The sequence below is a fragment of the Pseudomonas sp. Y3 TE3536 genome (assembly GCF_053629175.1).
The window spans coordinates 4,660,257-4,681,680 of record NZ_JBRJHU010000001.1; the positions used below are offsets into that span (position 1 = coordinate 4,660,257).

The following is a 21,424-nucleotide window of genomic DNA, read 5'->3' on the forward strand; positions in this document are numbered from 1 at the left end:
CAGCGGAGCCTGCCAGGCAGGGTCAGCGGGCGAAGGCGGCGTCGCTGATGTTCATCAGGTTGTCACTGCCCGTGCGGATCAGCGTCTCGTGCAGGCTGGCCCGCGGCAGCAGGCGCTGCAGGTAGAAACGCGCGGTCTCGCGCTTGCCCTGGTAGAACGCGACGTCGTCGCTGCCGGCCGCCAGTGCCTGTTCAGCGACGCAGGCGGCGCGCAGCCACAGGTAGCCGATCAGGGTGTAGCCGCAGAGCATCAGGTAGTCGAAGGCGCTGGCGCCGATCAGGTTGGCGTCGGTGCTGCTGGCGTCGCGCAGCCATTCGCTGACGTCGCGCCAGGCGCTGACGCGCTGTTGCAAGGCCTGGGCGAGGTCGGCCGAGGCCGAGGTTTTTTGAATGAAGGCTTCGATTTCGCCGAGCAGTTCGTCCAGGGCTTCACCGCCATCGGCCAGCACTTTGCGGGTCAGCAGGTCGATACCCTGGATGGTGTTGGTGCCTTCGTAGATCGCGGTGATGCGCACATCGCGGGCGATCTGCTCCATGCCCCATTCGCGGATGAAACCGTGGCCGCCGAAGACCTGGATGCCCAACTGCGCAGCTTCGTTGCCGGTTTCGGTCAAAAAGCCCTTGGCAATTGGGGTGAGCAAGGCCAGCCGGCGTGCCGCGGCCTGGCGCACACCTGGGGTGGCGCCGTGGTGCAGCAAGTCGACGCCCTTGGCGCAGGTGTAGGCGAGCATGCGACCGCCTTCGGCATAGGCCTTTTGGGTCAGCAGCATGCGCCGGACATCGGCATGGCCGATGATCGGGTCGGCGGGCTGGTCGGCGCGCAGGCGCGGTGTGGCACGCATCTGCACGCGGTCGCGGGCATAGGCCAAGGCCCCCTGGAACGAGGCTTCGGCGTGGGCCTGGGCCTGCTGAGAAACTGCCAGGCGCGATTCGTTGATGTAGGTGAACATGGCGTTCAGGCCACGGTTGGCTTCGCCCAGCAGGTAGCCTGTGGCGCCGTCGAAGTTGAGCACGCAGGTGGCGTTGCCGTGGATGCCCATCTTGTGTTCGATAGACCCGCAGCTGACGCCGTTGGGGGCGCCCAGGCTGCCATCGGCATCGACCTGGACCTTTGGCACGGCAAACAGCGAAATGCCCTTGACCCCGGCCGGTGCGCCTTCGATGCGTGCCAGCACCAGGTGCACGATGTTTTCTGTCAGGTCGTGCTCACCGGCCGAGATGAAGATCTTGCTGCCGTTGATGCGGTAGCTGCCGTCGGCCTGGGGCCGAGCGCTGGTGCGCAGCAGGCCGAGGTCCGAGCCGCAATGGGCCTCGGTCAGGCACATGGTGCCGCTCCAGCGGCCGGCGATCATTGGCGGCAGAAAACGCTGGCGCAGGGCCTCGTCGGCATGCTCGCTGAGGGTGCTGATGGCGCCGCCGGTGAGGTTGCCGTACATGCCCCAGGCGTGGTTGGCGCTGCAGATCATCTCGTGGTTGACGAAGCCCAGCGAGGGCGGCAAACCCTGGCCGCCGTAGGCTGGGTCTTTGTCCAGGCCCAGCCAGCCGTTGGCGGCGAAGCGCTTGAAGGCCTCGGCGAAGCCCGGCGGGGTACTGACCTTGCCATCCTGCCATTGGCACCCGTGCTGGTCGCCCACGGCGTTGAGCGGTGCCAGTTCCTGCTCGGCGAACTTGGCGCCTTCCTCGACGATGGCGGCGAAGGTGTCCGCGTCGGGGGCTTCGCAGCCAGACAGTTGTTGATAGTGGCCGCTCAGGTCGAGCAGCTCCTGGGCAACGAAGGTGATATCGCGCAACGGGGCGGTGTAGCTGGGCATGCCGGACTCCTGGCTGGGTGGATTCGGCATGTTGTAGCAGGCAGGCCCCGCGCGGCGCGTCCACCCCCCCGGTGGAATGGGGGGTGGAATCGGCGTGGCGTGCGGGTGGAGATCAGTTCAGCAATTGCAATTCGCGCGCTGAGCACAAGGCGCTGTCGCGGTCGGCCACGTCGAGTTTGCGGAACAGGTTGTTGATGTGGGTCTTGACCGTGCTCAGGCTGATGAACATCGCCTCGGCAATCTGCCCGTTGCTCTGCCCGCGTGCCATGCGTTGCAGCACCTCCAGTTCACGACGCGACAGCGGCACGATCAACGCGCTGTCGGTGCTGTCTCGCCCTGCCAGCAGGGGGCGGAACAGGGCATTGAGGCGCTCGCGTGACGGTGGCGGGGCCGCCAGGGCCAGGCGCTCGCGAACCTGTGGCAGCAGCAATGTGCGCAAGGGTTCAAGGCACGCTTCGCCTTCGTATTGCAACAGTTGCCCGAAGCCGTATTCACACGCCAGTTGCAAGGCCTGTTCGAGGCTGTGCAGGGCCTGGTCGTGGGCGCCCCGGTCCTGGTGCAGGGCTGCGTCGAGCAACAGGGTGTCGAGCAACAGGCGGCGGTTGGTGTTCGCCTCGGCCTGGGTGTGCAGTGTCGCCTGGATCTGCCGCGCCTTGTCGCGCTGCCCCAGGTGGCGCTGCACCCAGGCATAGGCCAGCCACTCTTCAGGCAGCAACTGCTGGTCATACTGGCGGCTGCACCAGTGCCACTGGTCAAGCCAGCCGGGCAGGTAGTCGGTGTCGTTGTCACGCAGCGCCAGGCGCGCCAGCCAGGCGCCGGCCTGGCGGTACAGGGTGAACAAGCGGAACTGCAAGGCCAGCCGGCGCACTTCTTGCCAGCGCGCCTTGGCCTGGGCGGTCTCGCCCAGCGCCCAGTGCAAGCAGGCCTGGTGGTGGAACACCCAGGGCAGCGCGGCGCTGTGCGGGAAGCCCAGCGCCAGTACTTCGGCCTGGGCCAGGGCGTGGCGCGCCTGGCTCAGCTGGTTGGCTTGCAGCAGGGCCAGGCCTTTGCCCAAGTGGCGGAACAGCTCATAGAAACGCCCCGAACTGCCGGCAGCGGGCTGCTCGGCCATGCCTTGCAGGCGTTCCCAGGCCGCTTCGCTGGCGCCTTGGGCCAGTTCGATCTGGCCCAGCAGCAGTTGCAGCAAGTTGGTATAGCCGCTCAGCCCGAAGCCTTGCAGTTCGACCAGGGCGCGGCTGGCTTCGGCGTGGGCCGGTTGCAGTTCACCCAAGGCCGCCAGGCAGTTGGCCCGGTCGAAATACAGCACCGAGCGCGCGGCGTTATGCTGCCCAAATTGCTGCAATGCACGCGCAGCCAAGGCCAAGCCGTGCGCCAAGTTGCCGCCCAGGTAGGCCAGGCGGCTACGCAGGAACATCACCGTCTGCTGCACCCGCTCGGGGTGGCGCGGTACAGCGTGGCGGCGCTGCAGGGCATACAGCTGGCGCAGGCATTGGCAGGCCTGGGCGATGTCGTTGGTGACCATCACCGTGGAGGCTTCGGTCACGGCCAGGGTGAAGCTGTCGTTGCCGGCATGGCCGGCCACCTCGTCGAGCACATCGACCAGGGTGTTGACCTTGCCTTCGCGCAACAGCTCGAAGCCATGCCGGTCGACGATGCCGAGCACGGCGTCCAGGTCCCTGGCCCGGCCGTACTGGTAGATCGCCTCGGTGAAGCGGCGCTGCGCCAGCAGCCAGTTCGCGGCTTGTCGGTGCAGTTGCCGCAGGCGCTGCGGGTCGCGTTGTTCGAGGCGTTGGTAAAGGCTGTTGCGCAGGGCAGGGTGGTAGCGGTATTCGGCGTGGCTGGCCTGGGGCATTTCGATGATCAGGTCCAGCCGCTGCAATTGGCGCAGCGCCGCCGTCACATCGGTATCGGTGGCCAATTCACCGGCCAGCCCCGCATCGAACACCTGGGCCACGGCGGTGTGTTCAAGAAAGCCGCGCAAGGCGGTGGGCAAGCGCTGCAGGCGTTCTTCTTCCAGAAACTGCCGGGCATGGGCGTAGGCCTGACGCGTGATCGGGCGCAGGTCGCCGGGCGGCTGGCCGGTGCTCTGCAGCGCTTCGCGGTAGGCCTCGAACCAGAACAGCACGCCGCTGGGCCAGCCCTCGCTGCCGGCGCGCAGTTGGTACAGCGCGTCGCTGCCCAGGCGGACGTCACGGGCCAGTGCCAGCTGGCCGGTCTCTTCGCTGTCCAGGGCCAGTTCACGCGCGCTTAGCACGGCCAGCCGGCCGTCGCGGCGCAGGTGGGCCAGGGGTAACGCCGGCGGGCCTTCGCTGGCGGCGAGCAGGCGCAGTGCTGGCGGCGGGTCGTGCAGCAGGGTGTCGAGGTACTGCCAGGCCTGGGCGGCGTTGAGCAGGTGCAGGTCGTCGAGCAGTAACGTTACCGGGGCCTGGCGGGCTTCGAGGTCGGCGAGGATGTGGCTCCACAGCTGTTCGGCCTGGGGGAGCTCGCGGTGTGACGCCGGCAACTGAAGGGCGGCGTGCAGGTGCAGCAGCAGGGCCAGGGGCTGGTTTTCGGCGCGGGTCAGGCGCAGCCATGCAAAGGGGCAGGTGAGGCGGCGGGCGAACTGGGCGAGCAGGGTGCTTTTGCCGTAGCCCAAGGGCGCTTGCAGGAGGATGACAGCGCCGTCGTCCAGCGCGCTGGCCAGGTGGTCGAGCAACCGGGTGCGCTGTAAGGCCCTGGGTGGTTCGGCGGGTGGGCGCAGCTGGTTGGGTTTGAGCGCGGGAAGGTGCATGGCGAGCAGTGCTCCGTCGGGTCAGCCAGGTATCGTAGGGGGTGGTGGGTGTTTGTCACAACATTTTTGGCGCCTGGGAGATCGAGCGCCGCCCGCGCGGCGCTTCGCAGCACAAGGCTGCTCCTACATTTTTCTCGGGCCAATTATTCCTAAGGCGGTCGCGCGCAAATCTCACAGGCCTCACTGGCCCGAAACAGATGTGGGAGCAGCCTTGTGCTGCGAAGCGCCGCGCGGGCGGCGCTCGATCTCCCAGGCGCTGCAAATGTTGTGGCGAACACATCAGCCCTGAAAAACCCGTTCAAATTTGAAACCGCCCGTTCAAATCTGCCATCGAATCAATCCCAGGAATCGCAATAAACCATTGATTAATAACAAATAATAAAACCAAAAAACGACCTGGCAATCATCTTGCAATCGGCTAGTCCACGAACGACCAGCCAATTGGACCCACCATGCCCATCACCCATCCCGCGCTCCCCCCCAGCGCTCGCATCGACATCCCAGACGCCCATTCAAAGCTCTCTACCTACCTACAAAACCAACTCGACAGACACCCCGTGACCCTCACCCGCAGCGAGCGATTGTCAGGCGGTGCCATCCAGGAAAACTGGCTGCTCGAGGCCGAAGTCGCAGGCCAACCACAGCGTTGGGTACTGCGCACCGACGCCGCTTCCGCAGTAGCCGCCAGCATGACCCGCGAGCAGGAGTTCGCGGTGCTCGACGTGGCCCACCAAGCCGGTGTCAACGTACCCAAGCCCCTTTGGCTGTGCCAGGACCCGCAGGTCATCGGCCGCGACTTTTTCATCATGCAGGCGCTGGCCGGCACTGCCAGTGGCCACCGCCTGACGTCCGCACAAGACGCGCCCCAGGGCAACCCGGCACTGTGCCGGCAGTTGGGCGCCAACCTGGCGCGCCTGCATCAGGTACGCCCGCCGCAGCAGGCGCTGGCGTTTCTGCCCGCCGCTGCACCCGACACGGTGCAAGCCAGCGTCGACCAGTACCGCCAGTTTCTGGATGCCTTGCCAGGCAGCCACCCGGTGCTGGAGTGGGGCTTGCGCTGGAGTGAGCTGAACAAGCCTGCGCCCTTGCCCACGTGCCTGCTGCACCGCGACTACCGCACCGGCAACTACATGGTCGAGGCCGGTGCACTGACCGGCGTACTGGATTGGGAGTTCGCTGGTTGGGGTGACCCGCGTGAAGACCTGGGCTGGTTCACCGCGCGCTGCTGGCGCTTCGGCCGGCCGGACCTGGAGGCGGGCGGCATCGGCCATCTGCAGGACTTGCTCGTCGGATACCGCAGCGTGTCGGCGCTGGAACTGGACAGCCAGGCGCTGCGCTTCTGGCAGGTCATGGCCCACCTGCGCTGGGCGGTAATCGCCCTGCAGCAGGCCGAACGCCATGTGTCTGGCCAGCAACGCTCGCTGGAGCTGGCGCTGACCGGGCGGATGGTCAGCGAACTCGAACAGGAAATCCTCTTGCTCACCCGTGGAGGCCACGCATGAACCAGCCCGATGCCCGCGACCTGCTTGTGACGGCGCGCGACACCCTGCTCACCCATCTACTGCCGGCGTTGCCGAAAGGGTTGCACTATCAAGGCCGGATGGTTGCCAGCGCCATGTTGATCGCCAGCCGCGAACTGGCGCAGGCGGCGGACTGTGCCGAGGTCGAGCGCCAGGCCCTGGCAGCCTTGCTGACGCAGCACGGCCAGGCAGCGACGGGGCTTGAACAGGCCCGTGCGTTGCTGGCGCGGCGCATTCGCCAAGGCGCCTACGATCAGGACCCAACACGTTTACTGGCGGCGCTGCGGGCGATCAACCGGGCGCAGTTGAGCATCAGCAACCCGAAGGTGCTGGCCCATGACTGACCAGCCCGCCCAGCGTCGCCGCTGCTACTTGGTTCGGCATGGCCATGTCGATTACTTCGACGCCGATGGCCGGCCCCTCGACCCGCGCCATGTGCCGCTGTCGGCGCAAGGCGTAGCCCAGGCCCAGGCGTTGGGCCAGGTGCTGGCGCACACCCGGTTCGACCGGGCGCTGTGTTCGGACTACCCGCGCACCCGCCAGACCCTCGACCAACTGCTGGGCCCGCGCACCTTGGCGGTGGAGCAGCGCGCCGCCTTGCGCGAGGTGCGGGCCGGCCGCCTGCGGGAAATACCCCCAGGCTGCCTGCACCGCGAAGTGGCCCAGGCCTATCACCTGGCCGACTGCCCCGGCGCCGCCTTTTTGCGCGGCGAACCTTGGGTGGCGTTCCAGCAACGGGTGCTGGACAGCTTCCAGCAATTGCTGGCCGAGCCCGGCTGGACATCGTTGCTGCTGGTCAGCCACGACGCCGTCAACCGCATCCTACTGGCCTGGGCCAGCGGCGCGGGGCTGGGCGGGCTGGCCGCCTTCGAACAAGACCCTGCTTGCCTGAACATCGTCGATATCGACATGGCCGGCACGCAAGCACAGTACGCGTTCATCCGCACCCTCAACTACACCCCATACGACCCCGGCAAGGCCTCGATCGACAAAACCGTGATGGAGCACCTGCATGCCGCCATCGACCCGCGCCGCCTGCACGCCTGAGCCTTTCCCTCTACAAGGAACCCCACCATGCATTTCGCCCTTTCAGCCGAGCTGCTCGCCCTGCAAACCAAGACCCGGCAGTTCATTGCCGAAAGCGTCATCCCCCTGGAGCACGACCGCCGCCAGACCGCCCACGGCCCCTCGCCCGAACTGCGCCAGGCGCTGCTCGATCGGGCCCGCGAGCACGGCCTGCTGACCCCGCATGCCGCGCGTGAAATGGGTGGCCTGGGCTTGAGCCATGTCGAGAAGGCGATCATTTTCGAAGAAGCGGGCTATTCGCCACTCGGCCCGGTGGCCCTGAACATCCACGCCCCGGACGAGGGCAATATCCACCTGTTGGAGCAGGTGGCCACGCCGGCGCAAAAAGACCGCTGGCTGCGGCCACTGGTGCAGGGCCATATCCGCTCGTGCTTCGCCATGACCGAACCCAGCCCGGGCGCCGGCTCCGACCCCTCGATGCTGACCACCTTGGCCGTGCGTGACGGTGACGACTACATCATCAATGGCCAGAAATGGTTCATCACCGGGGCCGAAGGCGCGCAGCTGGCGATCATCATGGCGCGCATGGAAGACGGCAGCGCGACGATGTTCCTGACCGACACCGACCGCCCGGGCTTCATCTTGGAGCGCATGATGGACTCGCTGGACAGCTGCTTCGCCGGCGGCCATGCGGTGTTGCGTTTCGAAAACCTGCGGGTGCCGGCCAGCGATGTGCTCGGCGAAGTGGGCAAAGGCTTCCGTTACGCCCAGGTGCGCCTGGCGCCAGCGCGCCTGACCCACTGCATGCGCTGGCTGGGCCAGGCCCGCCGCGCCCATGACGAGGCCTGTGCTTACGCCAACCGCCGGGTCTCGTTCGGCAAGCCGCTGGGCGAGCATCAGGGGGTGGGCTTCATGCTCGCCGACAACGAGATAGACCTGCATGCCACGCGCCTGGCGATCTGGCATTGCGCCTGGGTGTTAGACCAGGGCGAGCGGGGTAACGTCGAGTCGAGCATGGCCAAGGTGCTCAGCTCGGAGGCGATCTGGCGGGTGATCGACCGCAGTGTGCAGGTGCTGGGCGGGCAGGGTGTTACCGGCGAGTCGATCGTCGAGCGGATCTTCCGCGATGCCCGCAGCTTCCGCATCTATGACGGCCCCAACGAAGTGCACCGCATGAGCCTGGCGAAAAAGATCCTCGCCCGCGCGGCCACGGGGGCCGCCAAATGAAGTTCGACAGCTATCAAGGCCAGAAGGCCATCGCCGTCGACGGCGGCCTTTCGGCGTTCTGAGCCACTGCGCCAGGCGCGCTGTCATCAACTGTAAAACCGTTGTCGTCCGATGATAAGCGGCGCTTGGCGCAACGGCCTAAATTGCCTTTCAAGACGCACTTTGTGTGCTCAACAACAATGACAAGAAGGGAGATTGGCATGGCCAAAGCGGTACGTTTCTACGAAACCGGAGGGCCTGAGGTCCTGCGTTACGAAGACGTCGACGTCGGCGAGCCCGGCCCTGGGCAGGTGCGCTTGCGCCATGTGGCGGTTGGCCTGAACTACGCCGACACTTATTTTCGCAATGGCACCTACCCGATCCCGCTGGCCAACGGCATGGGCGTGGAAGCGTCGGGTGTGGTGCAGGCAGTAGGTGAGGGCGTCAGCCATGTGGTGGTCGGCGACCGAGTGACCTACACCGGCTTCCTCAACACCCTCGGCGCCTACAGCACCGAGCGCCTGATCCCCGCCGCGCCGTTGATCAAACTGCCGGAAACCATCTCCTTCGAGACGGCGGCCGCCATGACCATGCGCGGCCTGACGGCCTCGTACCTGATGCGCCGCCTGTACGACTTCAAGCCTGGTGACAGCATCCTGCTGCACGCGGCGGCGGGTGGCGTCGGCCTGATCGTTTCGCAGTGGGCCAAGCTGCTCGGCCTGACCGTGATCGGCACCGTCTCCACTGACGCCAAGGCGGCAGTGGCCCGCGCCCATGGCTGCGACCACACCATCAACTACAGCCACGAAGATGTCGCCCAGCGCGTGCGCGAGCTGACCGATGGCGTAGGCGTCAACGTGGTGTTCGACAGTGTCGGGCGCAACACCTTCATGGGCTCGCTGGACTCGCTCAAGCGCCGTGGCCTGATGGTGTGCGTGGGCACCGCGTCCGGCAAGATCGAACCGTTCGACCCGCAGTTGCTGGCGATCAAAGGCTCGTTGTTCATGACCCGGCCGGCCTTGGCCGACTACATCGCCGACCCGGCAGAGAAGACCCGCCTGGCCAGCGAGCTGTTCGACCATGTCAGCAGCGGCCGCATCCGCATCGAGATCAACCAGCACTACGCCTTGCAGGATGCGGTGCAGGCGCACCGTGACCTGGAGTCGCGCAAGACCACCGGCTCGTCGATCTTCGTCATCTGAGGGCACTGCCATGCAAGTCGAACAACTGACCTGCGCCATCGGTGCCGAACTGGTCGGCGTCAGGCTGGCCGATGCCATTCACGATGACGGCCTGTTCGCCGAGATTCGCGCCCAGCTGCTCAAGCACCGGGTGCTGTTTTTGCGCGACCAGGCCATTAGCCGCGCCGAGCACGTGGCGTTCGCCCGTCGCTTCGGTGAACTGGAGGATCACCCCGTCGCTGGCAGCGACCCGGAGCACCCGGGCCTGGTGCAAATCTACAAACGCCCCGACCAGCCGGCCGACCGTTACGAAAACGCCTGGCACACCGACGCCACCTGGCGCGAAGCCCCGCCAATGGGCTGCGTGCTGCGCTGCGTGGAATGCCCGCCGGTGGGCGGCGACACCATGTGGGCGAACATGGTGCTGGCCTACGACAACCTGCCGGCCGAGATCAAGGCCCGCATCGAGGGCTTGCGCGCCCGCCACAGCATCGAGGCCAGCTTCGGCGCCGCCATGCCGACCGACAAGCGCCTGGCGCTCAAGGCCCGCTACCCCGATGCCGAGCACCCGGTGGTGCGCACCCACCCGGAAACCGGCGAGAAGGTGCTGTTCGTCAATGCCTTCGCCACCCACTTCACCAACTACCACACCCCCGAGCGCGTGCGCTTCGGCCAGGACGCCAACCCCGGCGCCGCCGACCTGCTGCGCTACCTGGTGAGCCAGGTGTACATCCCCGAGTACCAGGTGCGCTGGCGCTGGTCACCCAACAGCATCGCCATCTGGGACAACCGCAGCACGCAGCACTACGCCGTCATGGACTACCCGGCCTGCCACCGCAAGATGGAGCGGGCCGGGATCATGGGCGACAGCACTTTCTGAACAGACAAGAACAAGACTGAGGATCAGACATGCAATTCTTCGACGACTCGCTGCACCCGGAAAACATGGAAAAGGTAGTCATCACCGTGGCCCCCTATGGCCCCGAGTGGATGCCCGACGATTTCCCCCAGGACATTCCGGTGACCATGGACGAGCAGGTGCAAAAGGCAGTCGATTGCTACGAAGCCGGCGCCACTGTACTGCACCTGCATGTGCGTGAACTCGATGGCACCGGCTCCAAGCGCTTGTCCAAGTTCAACGAGCTGATCGCCGGGGTGCGTGAGGCGGTGCCGGACATGATCATCCAGGTCGGCGGCTCGATTTCGTTCGCGCCGGAAGGCGAGGGTGAAGCGGCCAAGTGGCTGAGCGACGACACCCGCCACATGCTGGCCGAGCTGACCCCAAAGCCTGACCAGGTGACGGTGGCGATCAACACCACCCAGATGAACATCATGGAGCTGCTGTACCCCGAATATCTGGAAGGTACATCGCTGGCCAACCCTGGGATCCAGGCCGCCTATAGTGAAATGACCGTGCCCGCCGGGCCGGCCTGGGTCGAGGAGCACCTGCGTCGGCTGCAGGCCAGCAATATCCAGCCGCATTTCCAGCTGACCGGCATGCATGCCCTGGAAACCCTCGAGCGCCTGGTGCGCAAAGGCGTTTACAAAGGCCCGCTGAACCTGACCTGGATCGGCATTGGTGGCGGTTTCGATGGCCCGAACCCGTTCAACTTCTTCAATTTTGTGCACCGTGCGCCGGATGGCTGCACCCTGACCGCAGAGTCGCTGCTCAAGAACGTGCTGCCGTTCAACACCATGGCCCTGGCCATGGGCTTGCACCCGCGCTGTGGTATCGAAGACACCATCATCGACCAGCACGGCAAGCCGTTCACCTCGGTGCAGCAGATCCAGCAGACCGTGCGCGTGGCGCATGAGCTGGGGCGTGAAGTGGCCAATGGCAAGGAAGCCCGGGCGATCTACCGGATCGGCGAGCAGTACGCATCCGTCGAGGAAACCTTGCTGGCCAACGGCATGGCGCCGAACCGCCGGCCGGGCCAGAAGGGCGTGCCACAGCGCGCCTAAGGCACCGGCCTCACTCCCTTGTAGGAGCAGCCTTGTGCTGCGAAGAGGCCCGTGATTACTGCGAAGATCTGCGGTTCTGCCTCTTCGCAGCCTGTAGGAGCAGCCTTGTGCTGCGAAGAGGCCCGTGATTACTGCGAAAATTTGCAGTTCTTTCACCGGCCTCTTCGCAGCGCAAGGCTGCTCCTACAAGGGGCGCGCGTCTGACGCGAGGCGATGAGGCCAGTACCCGCAGCACAGACTTTGGCATTTGTTCATAACAACAAAAACAACCCAAGCCAGATACCCGAGGAGGCAGCATGGCCACCTATCACACCGGTGCGACGGACCCAGGCACGGATACATCACTGGGCATCCCCCGGCGCTATGCCTGGATCGTCTTTGCCCTGACCTTCGGCCTGTTGATCTCCGACTACATGTCGCGGCAGGTGCTCAACGCCGTGTTCCCCCTGTTGAAGCAGGAATGGCAGCTCAGCGACAGCCAGCTCGGCCTGCTCAGCGGCATCGTCGCCCTGATGGTCGGGCTGTTGACCTTTCCGCTGTCATTGCTCGCCGACCGCATCGGCCGCATCAAGAGCCTGACCTTTATGGCGGTGATGTGGAGCCTGGCCACGCTAGGCTGCGCAGTTGCCGAAAACTACCAGCAGATGTTCATCGCGCGCTTTCTGGTCGGTGTCGGCGAAGCTGCCTATGGCAGCGTCGGTATTGCCGTGGTGGTGGCGGTGTTCCCGCGTGAGATGCGTGCCACCTTGGCCGGGGCGTTCATGGCCGGTGGCATGTTCGGCTCGGTGCTGGGCATGGCCTTGGGCGGGGTGATGGCCCAGCACCTGGGTTGGCGCTGGGCGTTCGCCGGCATGGCGTTTTTCGGCCTGGCCCTGGCGCTGCTCTACCCGCTGATCGTACGCGAGGCGCGCATTGCCCCGAAAAATCAGGCAAGCGCCACCGACAAGGCCGCCTTGAAGGCATTGCGCCCGCTGCGCACCCTCTATTCAAGCCGCTCGGTGATCAGCGCCTATGTCGGCAGCGGCTTGCAGCTGTTCGTCGGCGGCACGGTGATCGTCTGGATCCCCAGCTACCTGAACCGCTACTACGCCATGAGCACCGACCGGGCGGGCGCCGTGGCAGCAATCATCGTGCTGTGCAGCGGCGTCGGCATCGTGCTGTGCGGCATGTTGTGCGACCGCATGGGGCGCGATCGCCCTGATCGCAAGATCAGCCTGGCCATCGCCTACTGCCTGGGCAGCTGTGTACTGCTGTCAGTGGCCTTCGCCATGCCGGCGGGCCTGCCGCAACTGGTCCTGATCTGCCTGGGCATGATGATTGCCGCAGGCACCAATGGCCCGTCCAGTGCCATGGTCGCCAACCTGACCCACTACACGGTGCATGGCACGGCATTCGCGACCCTGACCCTGAGCAACAACCTGCTCGGCCTGGCCACAGGCCCGTTGATCACCGGCAAGGTGTCCGACCTGATCGGCCTGCAAGCCGCCTTTCAACTGGTGCCGTTGATCAGCATCGCCGCCGCGGCGGTGTTCTTCTACGCCAAGCGCCACTACCACCCTGACATGGCGCGCCTGGCCTGTGGCAATAGCCCGCAAGCGCCTGTCGAGCCTGTACTGGAGGCCCGTACGTGAAGCATTCGCTGTCGATTGACGTGTATTTCGATTTCATCTGCCCGTGGTGCCTGATCGGCAAGCGGCAACTGCAAACCGCGCTGGCGCACTTGCGCGAAGCCCGGCCCGAGGTCGAGGTCACCCTGGCCTGGCACGGCGTGCAGCTGTTGCCCGACCTGCCCGCCACCGGCCAGCCGTTCGCCGACTTCTACCGCCGCCGCCTGGGCAGCGACGAGGCGGTGCGGCAACGCCAGGGGCAAGTGCAGGAGGCTGCGCGTGCCGTGGGCGAGCTGATCGACTTCAGCCGCATCGCGTGCATGCCCAATACTGCCGACGCCCATCGCCTGCTGCTGCATGCGGTCGAACTGGGCAGCGAGCAACAGGTCGAGGCGCTGCTGGAGCGGCTGTTTGCCGCGTATTTCCGCGAGGGCGAAGACTTGGGCGATCGCGACACCCTGTTGCGCATCGCCGAACAGTGCGGCTTTACGCCTGCCGCGCTGGCCGGGAGCCTGAGCGCTGATGGCCGGCCGTTCATCAGTGCCAACGCCGACATCGCCAGCAGGGGCGTGCCGTGTTTCGTCTTCGACGACCACCTGCGCGTGTTCGGTGCCCAACCGGCAGAACAACTGCTCGACGCCATGCACCTGGCGCTGTCGCGTTCGGCGGGGGTGCAGGTGTGAACGGGCGTATCGAGGTACCGGCCCAGCGCGTGCCCGGCGTCGGCGAGCGTGTGCTGTTCGAACATGGGGGCAAAAGCCTGGCGCTGTTCAATGTCGACGGGCGTTTGCTGGCCATCGACGACAGCTGCCCGCACCAGGGTTCATCGTTGTGCGCCGGGCAACTGGACGGCGCCGTGATCCAGTGCCGCGCCCATGGCCTGCGCTTTGACCTTGCCAGCGGCTACCTGCTCAATTCCAAGGCACTCAAAGTGGCCAGCTACCCGGTGGAGGTGGAGGGCAACCAGGTCTTTATCGTCATCACCGGCCAGGAGGTGGTGTCATGAGCACCCTTGCGCTTGCCCAGGTCAACCACCGCGCGCGGGAGTTGGCGCCGGGGCTTAGCGTCAGCCTGATTGCCGCTGGGGCGGCAAGCTTTCTGGCGGAGCATTATGGCGCGCCGGTCATGCTGTTCGCCCTGCTACTAGGCCTGGCACTGAATTTTTTGGCCAGCGATGGCAAATGCAAAGCCGGCATCGAATTCACCGCACGCACGGTGTTGCGCCTGGGCGTGGCATTGCTGGGCATGCGCATCACCCTGGAGCAGATGGCAGGCCTGGGCTGGAAGGCCGTCGCACTGGTGGTGATCCTGGTGGTGGTGACCATCGGCGTGTCGATGGTGGCGGCCAAGGCCCTGGGGTTCCAGCGCCTGTTCGGCATGCTCACCGGTGGCGCCACGGCGATCTGCGGCGCCTCGGCGGCGTTGGCGCTGGCCGCTGCGCTGCCCAGCCACCCGCAAAAAGAGCGGGCGACGCTGTTCACTGTGATCGGTGTGTCGGCGTTGTCGACCTTGGCGATGATCCTCTACCCAATGATCGCCAACGCGCTCGGCCTGTCGCCACAGGCTGCCGGGGTCTTTCTTGGCGCGACGATCCATGATGTCGCCCAGGTAGTGGGGGCGGGCTACAGCATGTCGCCCGAAACCGGCGACACCGCCACGGTGGTCAAGCTGATGCGCGTCGCCATGCTGGTGCCGGTGATTGTTGTCGCGGCCATGATCTCGCGCCGCCAGGGTACCGACACCGCAGGCAAGCGCCCGCCATTGCTGCCCTGGTTCGCGGTGGGGTTTCTGGCGCTGGCCTGCATCAACAGCACCGGTTGGGTGCCGTTGGCCGTGCAGGGTGGGGTCAACGAGCTGTCGCGCTGGTGCCTGGTGGTGTCGATCAGTGCCCTGGGCATGAAGACCCAGCTCAAGGAGCTGGCCGCCGTGGGCATCAAGCCGATTTTGCTGATGGTCGGCGAGACGGTGTTTTTGGTGGCGCTGGTGCTGGTGCTGTTGCGCTTCGGCTTGTAACACCACGCGCTCAGCGCGTGGTGACGGGCCCCTGGGCCGCGCTGCGGGCGCGTTTGAGTGGCGTGGGCAGGTCATGCTGAGTACGCCAGGTGGCCGGTGGCTGGCCGAACTGGCTGATGAACCAGCGGGTGAACGAACTGTGCATGGAATAGCCGAGCATGTCGGCGATACGCCCCAGCGAATAGCCGGGGCTTTCCAGGTAGCGCAGCACCAGGTCGCGGCGCACGCCATTGACCAGCTCGCTGAAGGTGGCGCCTTCTTCTTCCAGCCGGCGCTGCAAGGTGCGCACGTTCATGCCTTGGGTCTGGGCGATGTGTCCGATGGTGGCGCGGCCCATGGGCATCAGCAAAAAGATCGACTTGCGCACCTCGTGCACCAGGGAGGGGTTGCCGTCATCCTGCAGCGTACAGACGTAGCGCTGGGCGAGCCGCGCCATGGCTTCGTTGGCCTGCGGGTTGGCCGTGTCCAGGTCGGAGGCCGAGCAGACGATGCCGTTGAAGTCGCTGTTGAACTCCAGCTTGCAGCCAAAAATACGCCGGTGAATGGCCACGTCGGCAGGGGCGGCATGGGTGAAGTTGACGCTGATCGGGTGCCAGTGGGCGCCCAGCAGCGCTGAGCAGAAGCGGTGCATCACACCGATGGCCAGCTCGATGGCCTGGCGGCTGTGTATCGGCTGCTCGGTGATGACCTCCTGGCGGATGATCACCGTCTTGCCGGTTTCTTCGATGTGGATCGCCAGCGCATTGTTGAGCACATGGCGGTACTGCACGATCACCTGCAGCGCATCGCGCAGCGAATGCTGGTGGCTGATCAGCAGGCTGACCTCACCAAAATCCGACAACTGGCGCAGTTCGGCCATGCGCAGGCCGAAGGCTTCGCAGCCGCTCAGCCGCGCCGATTCTTCAAGTACGCTGATGGCGGCAGCCACCGGGATGCGCTGGTCAGGCGCTTCGAGCAAGGACGCACTGAGGCCAGCCTGGGCCAGCAGGCCATGGCCGTTAAGGCCCAGGTGGCGGGAAACTTCCAGGTAATTGGTGAGCGAAGCCGCTCGGGCGAGCACGGTCATATTGTTGTTTTCCACGTGTTCTTGATGGGCATCCCGCTGCGCTGGCGGGTAGTCACTTATAGCGCCTGTGTCATCAGATGCAAAGCCATTTTCCTGCCGTTGGTCGCCCGTGGCGAGGGGGCTGCGGGCGGCCGCGTCGGCCGTGTCATCAACTGAAAAATCCGTGACGCGCAATGTAAAGCGTGTGCCGGACCGACTCATTACTCTGGCCCTCAAGCAGTCGGCAATCGACCGAGTGAACAGAGCAAGGGCCCTGACATGGAAAAACTGCAAACCGCCGCCACCGTGCTGATCGTTCCCGGTCTGCGCGACCATGTACCTGAACACTGGCAGACCCTGTTGCAGGCGCGCCTGGCCAAGGTGCGTGCGGTGCCGCCACTGGAAACCGACAAGCTCAGCTGCACGGCACGGGTCGAAGCGATCGAGCGTGAGCTGGCGCAAATCGAGGGCCCGGTGATCCTGGTCGCGCACAGCGCCGGCGTGCTGATGGTGGCGCATTGGGCGGCGCGCTATCAGCGGCCGATCAAGGGCGCCTTGCTGGCCGCACCGCCAGACCTGCACAGCGATTGGCCGCAAGGCTATCCCACCCCGGATTCCCTGCGCGCCCAGGGTTGGGCGCCATTGCCAGGCGGCCCGCTGCCGTTCCCCAGCCTGGTAGCCGCCAGCAGCAACGACCACCTGGCCAGCCTGAGCGCAGTCGCCGGCCTGGCCACGCAGTGGGGCAGCGCGCTGGTCGAGCTTGGTGCCGTTGGCCACCTCAACCCTGCCTCGGGCTACGGCCCGTGGCCCCAAGCCGAGGCCCTGATACAGCAACTCGATCGCTGAGCCGCGCCTAACCCCCACGCAGAGACATCGCATGAACAACAATAAAAACGTTCTCTTCTGCCTTCCCCGCCGTAACGTGATGGCTACCTTGCTGCTGGTCGCCGGTGCGCCGGCTGCCCAGGCATTCCAGCTGGACATCGCCAACCCCGACTGGAGCGTGCGCTTCGACAACACCGCCAAGCTCAGCTACGGCCAGCGGGTCGAAGGCGAAAACGCCAAGATCGCCCGCACCGCCAACCTCAATGACGGTGACAAGAACTTCAGTGTCGGCAGCGCGGTCACCCAGCGCCTCGACCTGCTCACTGAGCTGGATGTGGTCTATCAGAACACCATGGGCATGCGCGTCAGTGCGGCCAGCTGGTACGACCATGCCTATGACGACGTGGGGTCCAATTCCAACCCGTTCCCCGGCCAAGCGGGTAACGCTGGCAACCTGGTGCTGGCACGCCCGGCCGGTGGCTTGCCGGCGGGTACCGTACTGGCCGGTGGCCCGGCACGCCACCATGGCCTGAGCCGTTACAGCGACCGTTACTACAACGGGCCGTCGGGCGAGTTTCTGGATGCCTTCGTGTTCTACAACACCGAAATCGGCGACGAGTCGATGCTGAGCGGCAAGCTGGGCTGGCACTCGGTGTACTGGGGCGAGACCCTGTTCAACGCCGCCAACGGCATCAACTATGGCCAGTCGGCCCTGGACCTGGCCAAGCTGTACAACGTGCCGGGTACCGAAACCAAAGAACTGTTCCTGCCGCGCAAGCAGTTGTCGCTGAGCTACACGGTCAACCCTGAACTGACCCTGGCGGCGCAGTACTTCCTCGAGTTCGAGAACTCGCGCCTGCCCGAAGGCGGTACCTACATGGGTGCCTATGACATGCTGGGCGACGGCGGTGAGATTTTCTGGTTGCCGGTGCCCAATGCCGTCGGCGGTGCCGGTGCCTTCTACGGCGCGCCGCGCGGGCATGACATTCGCCCTCACAACACGGGTGACTTCGGCTTGATGGCCAAGTGGAGCCCGGAATGGCTCGACGGCACCTTGGGCTTCTACTACCGCAACACCTCCGACCCGACCCCGGCCGTGCTGATCAACGCCCCCAACCTGCACACCGGCAGCCTGGCCGGCAGCAGCTACATGGCCGCATACGCCGACGATATCGACATCTACGGCATCAGCCTGGCGAAGAGCGTCGGCCCCGTCAGCGTGGGGTTGGACGTCAACTACCGCGAGAACATGCCGCTGATCAGCAACTTCAGCACCATCAACGGGCCGCTGTACGAGGCCTTGGCCGGCACCGCCGGCGGCACCAACCTGATCGGCGAGGTGCCAGGCCACGGTGAAACCGGGCTGGCCCGCGGCAAGACCTTCCATGTGGTGCTCAATGGCCTGGTGTCGTTTGGCGCCACGCCGCTATGGAATGCATCGTCGTTGGCCGTGGAGGGCGCGATGACCCACCTGGTCAGCGTCGACAAGGGTGAGCAGACCTTCAAGGGCGACTCCACCTACCACGGCGTCGACAAGGTCACCACCAACGCCTACACCCTGGCGGTCAACTTCACCCCGACCTGGTTCCAGGCGCTGCCGGGGGTCGATGTGTCGATGCCGCTGTCCTACAACGTCGGCCTCAAGGGCAACTCGGCCATCCAGCTGGGCGGTAACGAGGACTCTGGCAGCTACTCGGTGGGGATCGCCGCCGATGTCTACCAAAAATACAAGTTCGACCTGAAGTACGTCGACTCCTTCGGCAAGTTCGATACCTGCTCGAGCGGTACCGACAACAACACCCCAGGCACCAACGGGCGCTACCAGTGCATCCCCGGGCAGATCACGTCGCAGGCCGGCCTGGCGCCGCTGCTCAAGGACCGCGGCATGGTCACTGCCTCGTTCAAGACCACCTTCTGAAACTCCATTACAACAACAAGCGGAGAAACCTGATGAAGTATCTCAATAGCCTGCTGTCGGCCTCGCTTGCGGTCGTTATCGCCGGGGGCGCCCAAGCGGCCGCCCCGGCCCAGGATGTCGCCCGGCTGGGCAAGGACCTGACCGCGGTAGGTGCTGACAAGGCGGGCAACGCCGACGGTTCGATCCCGGCCTACCAGGGCGGCCTGAACACCCCGCCCGCTGGCTTCAAGCAAGGCGATACCCTGCGCCCCGACCCCTTTGCCACTGAAAAGCCGCTGCTGGTAATCGACGGCAAAAACGTCGACCAGTACAAGGACGCGCTGACCGCCACCACCGTGGAGCTGGCCAAACGCTTCCCTACCTTCCACATCGACGTCTACCCCAGCCACCGCACTGCCGCGTTGCCCAAGGCACTGCTCGACAACACCCTGAAGAACGCTGCTAATGCCAAGTCCCTGCAGGACGGCTTGGCCATCGAAAATGTCCTGCCCGGCGTGCCGTTCCCGGTGCCGCAATCGGGTGCCGAGGCCATGTGGAACCACCTGCTGCGCTACCAAGGCGTGGCGCAGAAGGCCAAGTACGACTCCTGGAACGTCGACGCTGCCGGTGTCGCGGCCCTGGCGACCACGGGCCTGGCCTACAACGCCTACCCGATCTACGAAGACCTGAACAAGGTCATCGAAGCCAAGGACATTTACTTCCAGACCAAGCTGTACTTCGAAGGCCCGGCGCGCCGTGCCGGTGAGTCGATGATGCTCAAGGATGCCGCCAACCCGCTGGTGCAAGAACGTCGCGCCTGGCAGTACCTGCCGGGGCAGCGCCGAGTGAAGCTGGCGCCGAACCTGGCCTACGACACCCCCAACCCGGGCACCGCCGGCTCGGGTACGTTCGATGACGTGTACGTGTTCAACGGCGCCTTGGACCGCTACGACTGGCACCTGGTAGGCAAGCGCGAGATGTACGTGCCGTACAACACCTACCGGCTGACCTACATCCACGACCCGAAAACCCTGACCACGCCGAACCACCTGGCGCCTGACCAGGTGCGTTGGGAGAAGCACCGCGTGTGGGTAGTGGAAGGCACGCTCAAGGGCAATGCGCGGCACATCTATGCCAAGCGCCGCTTCTACCTCGACGAGGACAGCTGGTTCGCCCTGGCCTCCGACCAGTACGACGCCCGTGGCCAGTTGTATCGCGGCTCGTTCAGCTTCTTCACGCAGAGCTACGACGTGCAGATCCCCAACAACAACCCGCATGTGGTCTACGACCTGGTGGGTGGCAGCTACAACGTCAATGGCCTGATCGGCCCGCACGGCGGTATCGAGTACATCGCCCCTCTGTCCAAGGCGCAGTGGTCGCCGGAAGCCCTGGCCGGCGCCGGTATTCGCTGACCCCGACGATCAGCCTGCCGGCTGGCCACAGGTGGCCGCCGGCAGGGTTTGCAGAGGATGTGGCATGGCTACTTTGAACACGTTTACGCCGTGGGCGCTGGCCGTCGCGCTCACCTTGGGCGGCGCTTGCGGTGGGGCCCAGGCGGCCTATGTCGATGTATTGGACTTGCCGGCCAAAGCCAGTGCGTTGGTGGTGCACAGTGCGCTGCGCGATGTAGCACTGGCCGGTGAGCGGCTGGTCGCGGTAGGGCCGCGTGGCCACATCGTGTATTCCGACAACCAGGGCCAGGATTGGCACCAGGCCAGCGTGCCGGTCAGTGCCGACCTTAATGCCCTGGCGTTCCCCACAGCCCTGGAAGGTTGGGCGGTGGGCAACGATGGGGTGATCCTGCACAGCCGTGACGGCGGCGCCAACTGGGCGGTGCAGCTCGATGGCCGGCAGATTGGCGCTTTGGTGGCGGCCCATTACCAGGCCTTGGCCAAGGCCCATCCCGAGGACGCGCAATGGGCGCAGTTCGTCGCCGAGGGCCAGCGCCTGGAGCAGGAGGGCGCCGACAAGCCGTTGCTCGGCGTGTGGTTCGCCGACGCCCGCCACGGCTACGCGGTGGGGGTGTTCAACCTGATCCTGCGCACTGACGACGGCGGCAGCACCTGGGTGCCGATGCAAGACCGCACCGACAACCCGCAAGGTTTTCACCTGAATGCGATCCGGGCCGTCGGCGATGCGCTGTACCTGGTTGGCGAACAGGGCCTGCTGCTGAAGTGGGATGCCGGCCAGCAGCGCTTCGTCGCCTTGCCCAGCCCTTACCCAGGTACCTGGTTTGGCGTGTTCGGCAAGCCTGGCGAGGTGCTCGCCTATGGCCTGCGCGGCCATGTGGCACGCAGCCTCGATGGCGGCCATAGCTGGGCCAAGGTGGACACCGGGGTGACCCAGAGCATCACCGCTGCCAGCCTCGACAGCCACGGTGACTACTGGCTGTTCAGCCAGGGCGGGCAGGTGCTGCGCAGCCGCGACGGCGGCCTGAGCTTTGCCGTGCAACCGCAGGTGCCGCTGGCGCCGGTGGCCGGCGCCCTGCAGACCGGCGCAAATGCCACCGTGCTGGTAGGCGAGCGCGGTGTACGCGTGCTGCCCGCCCGATAAGCCTCCAAG

The 21,424-nt window shown here is 65.7% G+C and carries 18 protein-coding genes; 15 read left to right on the forward strand and 3 right to left on the reverse strand.

The genetic code is table 11. The features are described from left to right. Positions 1-22: 22 nt before the first annotated feature. Both AB7M33_RS21075 and AB7M33_RS21080 read right to left on the reverse strand, forming a co-directional pair. On the reverse strand, positions 23-1,810 hold the full coding sequence (locus AB7M33_RS21075) for an acyl-CoA dehydrogenase C-terminal domain-containing protein (RefSeq protein ID WP_454243526.1): 1,788 nt from the start codon (positions 1,808-1,810) through the stop codon (positions 23-25). A 112-nt stretch (positions 1,811-1,922) separates the two neighbouring features. Further along, a complete protein-coding gene (locus tag AB7M33_RS21080) occupies positions 1,923-4,580 on the reverse strand; it encodes a LuxR C-terminal-related transcriptional regulator (protein ID WP_454243527.1) in 2,658 nt (885 codons plus the stop codon). Positions 4,581-5,032: 452 nt separating this feature from the next. Between AB7M33_RS21080 and AB7M33_RS21085 the strand changes: the two genes are divergently transcribed. From AB7M33_RS21085 to AB7M33_RS21135, 11 genes are all read left to right on the forward strand, one after another. Beyond that, positions 5,033-6,082 (forward strand): phosphotransferase family protein, encoded by a 1,050-nt coding sequence (locus tag AB7M33_RS21085; RefSeq protein ID WP_454243528.1) that lies wholly within the window; start codon positions 5,033-5,035, stop codon positions 6,080-6,082. Then, positions 6,079-6,444: a DUF6285 domain-containing protein gene (locus tag AB7M33_RS21090; RefSeq protein ID WP_454243529.1), complete on the forward strand. Its 366-nt coding sequence runs from the start codon at positions 6,079-6,081 to the stop codon at positions 6,442-6,444. Before AB7M33_RS21085 ends, AB7M33_RS21090 begins: the two co-directional genes overlap by 4 nt. After that, positions 6,437-7,147: a histidine phosphatase family protein gene (locus tag AB7M33_RS21095; RefSeq protein ID WP_454243530.1), complete on the forward strand. Its 711-nt coding sequence runs from the start codon at positions 6,437-6,439 to the stop codon at positions 7,145-7,147. The genes AB7M33_RS21090 and AB7M33_RS21095 overlap by 8 nt, the downstream gene beginning before the upstream one ends. 27 nt (positions 7,148-7,174) lie before the next feature. Continuing rightward, entirely contained in the window at positions 7,175-8,353 is a 1,179-nt protein-coding gene (locus tag AB7M33_RS21100; protein ID WP_454243531.1) for an acyl-CoA dehydrogenase family protein, read from the forward strand. A gap of 200 nt (positions 8,354-8,553) precedes the next feature. Further along, on the forward strand, positions 8,554-9,534 hold the full coding sequence (locus AB7M33_RS21105; protein WP_099429635.1) for a quinone oxidoreductase family protein: 981 nt from the start codon (positions 8,554-8,556) through the stop codon (positions 9,532-9,534). 10 nt (positions 9,535-9,544) lie between these two features. Beyond that, complete coding sequence (locus AB7M33_RS21110; protein ID WP_238211540.1) at positions 9,545-10,393, forward strand: TauD/TfdA dioxygenase family protein; 849 nt, start codon at positions 9,545-9,547, stop codon at positions 10,391-10,393. A 29-nt stretch (positions 10,394-10,422) separates the two neighbouring features. After that, complete coding sequence (locus tag AB7M33_RS21115) at positions 10,423-11,475, forward strand: BKACE family enzyme (protein ID WP_027596390.1); 1,053 nt, start codon at positions 10,423-10,425, stop codon at positions 11,473-11,475. Positions 11,476-11,771: 296 nt separating this feature from the next. Beyond that, positions 11,772-13,106 (forward strand): MFS transporter, encoded by a 1,335-nt coding sequence (locus tag AB7M33_RS21120; RefSeq protein ID WP_454243532.1) that lies wholly within the window; start codon positions 11,772-11,774, stop codon positions 13,104-13,106. Further along, complete coding sequence (locus AB7M33_RS21125; protein WP_454243533.1) at positions 13,103-13,765, forward strand: DsbA family oxidoreductase; 663 nt, start codon at positions 13,103-13,105, stop codon at positions 13,763-13,765. Before AB7M33_RS21120 ends, AB7M33_RS21125 begins: the two co-directional genes overlap by 4 nt. Beyond that, entirely contained in the window at positions 13,762-14,088 is a 327-nt protein-coding gene (locus tag AB7M33_RS21130) for a Rieske (2Fe-2S) protein (RefSeq protein WP_265968281.1), read from the forward strand. The genes AB7M33_RS21125 and AB7M33_RS21130 overlap by 4 nt, the downstream gene beginning before the upstream one ends. Further along, positions 14,085-15,095, forward strand: coding sequence for a YeiH family protein (locus AB7M33_RS21135; RefSeq protein ID WP_027596394.1), 1,011 nt, complete (start codon positions 14,085-14,087; stop codon positions 15,093-15,095). The genes AB7M33_RS21130 and AB7M33_RS21135 overlap by 4 nt, the downstream gene beginning before the upstream one ends. A gap of 10 nt (positions 15,096-15,105) precedes the next feature. Here the strand turns inward: AB7M33_RS21135 and AB7M33_RS21140 are convergent, their stop codons facing one another. Then, the gene (locus tag AB7M33_RS21140; RefSeq protein ID WP_454243534.1) at positions 15,106-16,161 is read right to left on the reverse strand and encodes an AraC family transcriptional regulator; all 1,056 of its coding nucleotides are present in this window, start codon (positions 16,159-16,161) and stop codon (positions 15,106-15,108) included. Between the two features lie 258 nt (positions 16,162-16,419). Here AB7M33_RS21140 and AB7M33_RS21145 point away from each other — a divergent pair, with 258 nt between their 5' ends. The 4 genes from AB7M33_RS21145 to AB7M33_RS21160 all read left to right on the forward strand — a co-directional run bounded on the left by AB7M33_RS21145 (position 16,420) and on the right by AB7M33_RS21160 (position 21,415). Further along, a complete protein-coding gene (locus tag AB7M33_RS21145) occupies positions 16,420-16,986 on the forward strand; it encodes an RBBP9/YdeN family alpha/beta hydrolase (protein WP_454243535.1) in 567 nt (188 codons plus the stop codon). Positions 16,987-17,017: 31 nt separating this feature from the next. Then, a complete protein-coding gene (locus AB7M33_RS21150; RefSeq protein WP_027596397.1) occupies positions 17,018-18,883 on the forward strand; it encodes a DUF1302 domain-containing protein in 1,866 nt (621 codons plus the stop codon). 32 nt (positions 18,884-18,915) lie between these two features. Next, the gene (locus AB7M33_RS21155; protein WP_027596398.1) at positions 18,916-20,274 is read left to right on the forward strand and encodes a DUF1329 domain-containing protein; all 1,359 of its coding nucleotides are present in this window, start codon (positions 18,916-18,918) and stop codon (positions 20,272-20,274) included. 64 nt (positions 20,275-20,338) lie between these two features. After that, entirely contained in the window at positions 20,339-21,415 is a 1,077-nt protein-coding gene (locus AB7M33_RS21160) for a WD40/YVTN/BNR-like repeat-containing protein (RefSeq protein ID WP_454243536.1), read from the forward strand. The last annotated feature ends 9 nt before the right edge of the window (positions 21,416-21,424 follow it).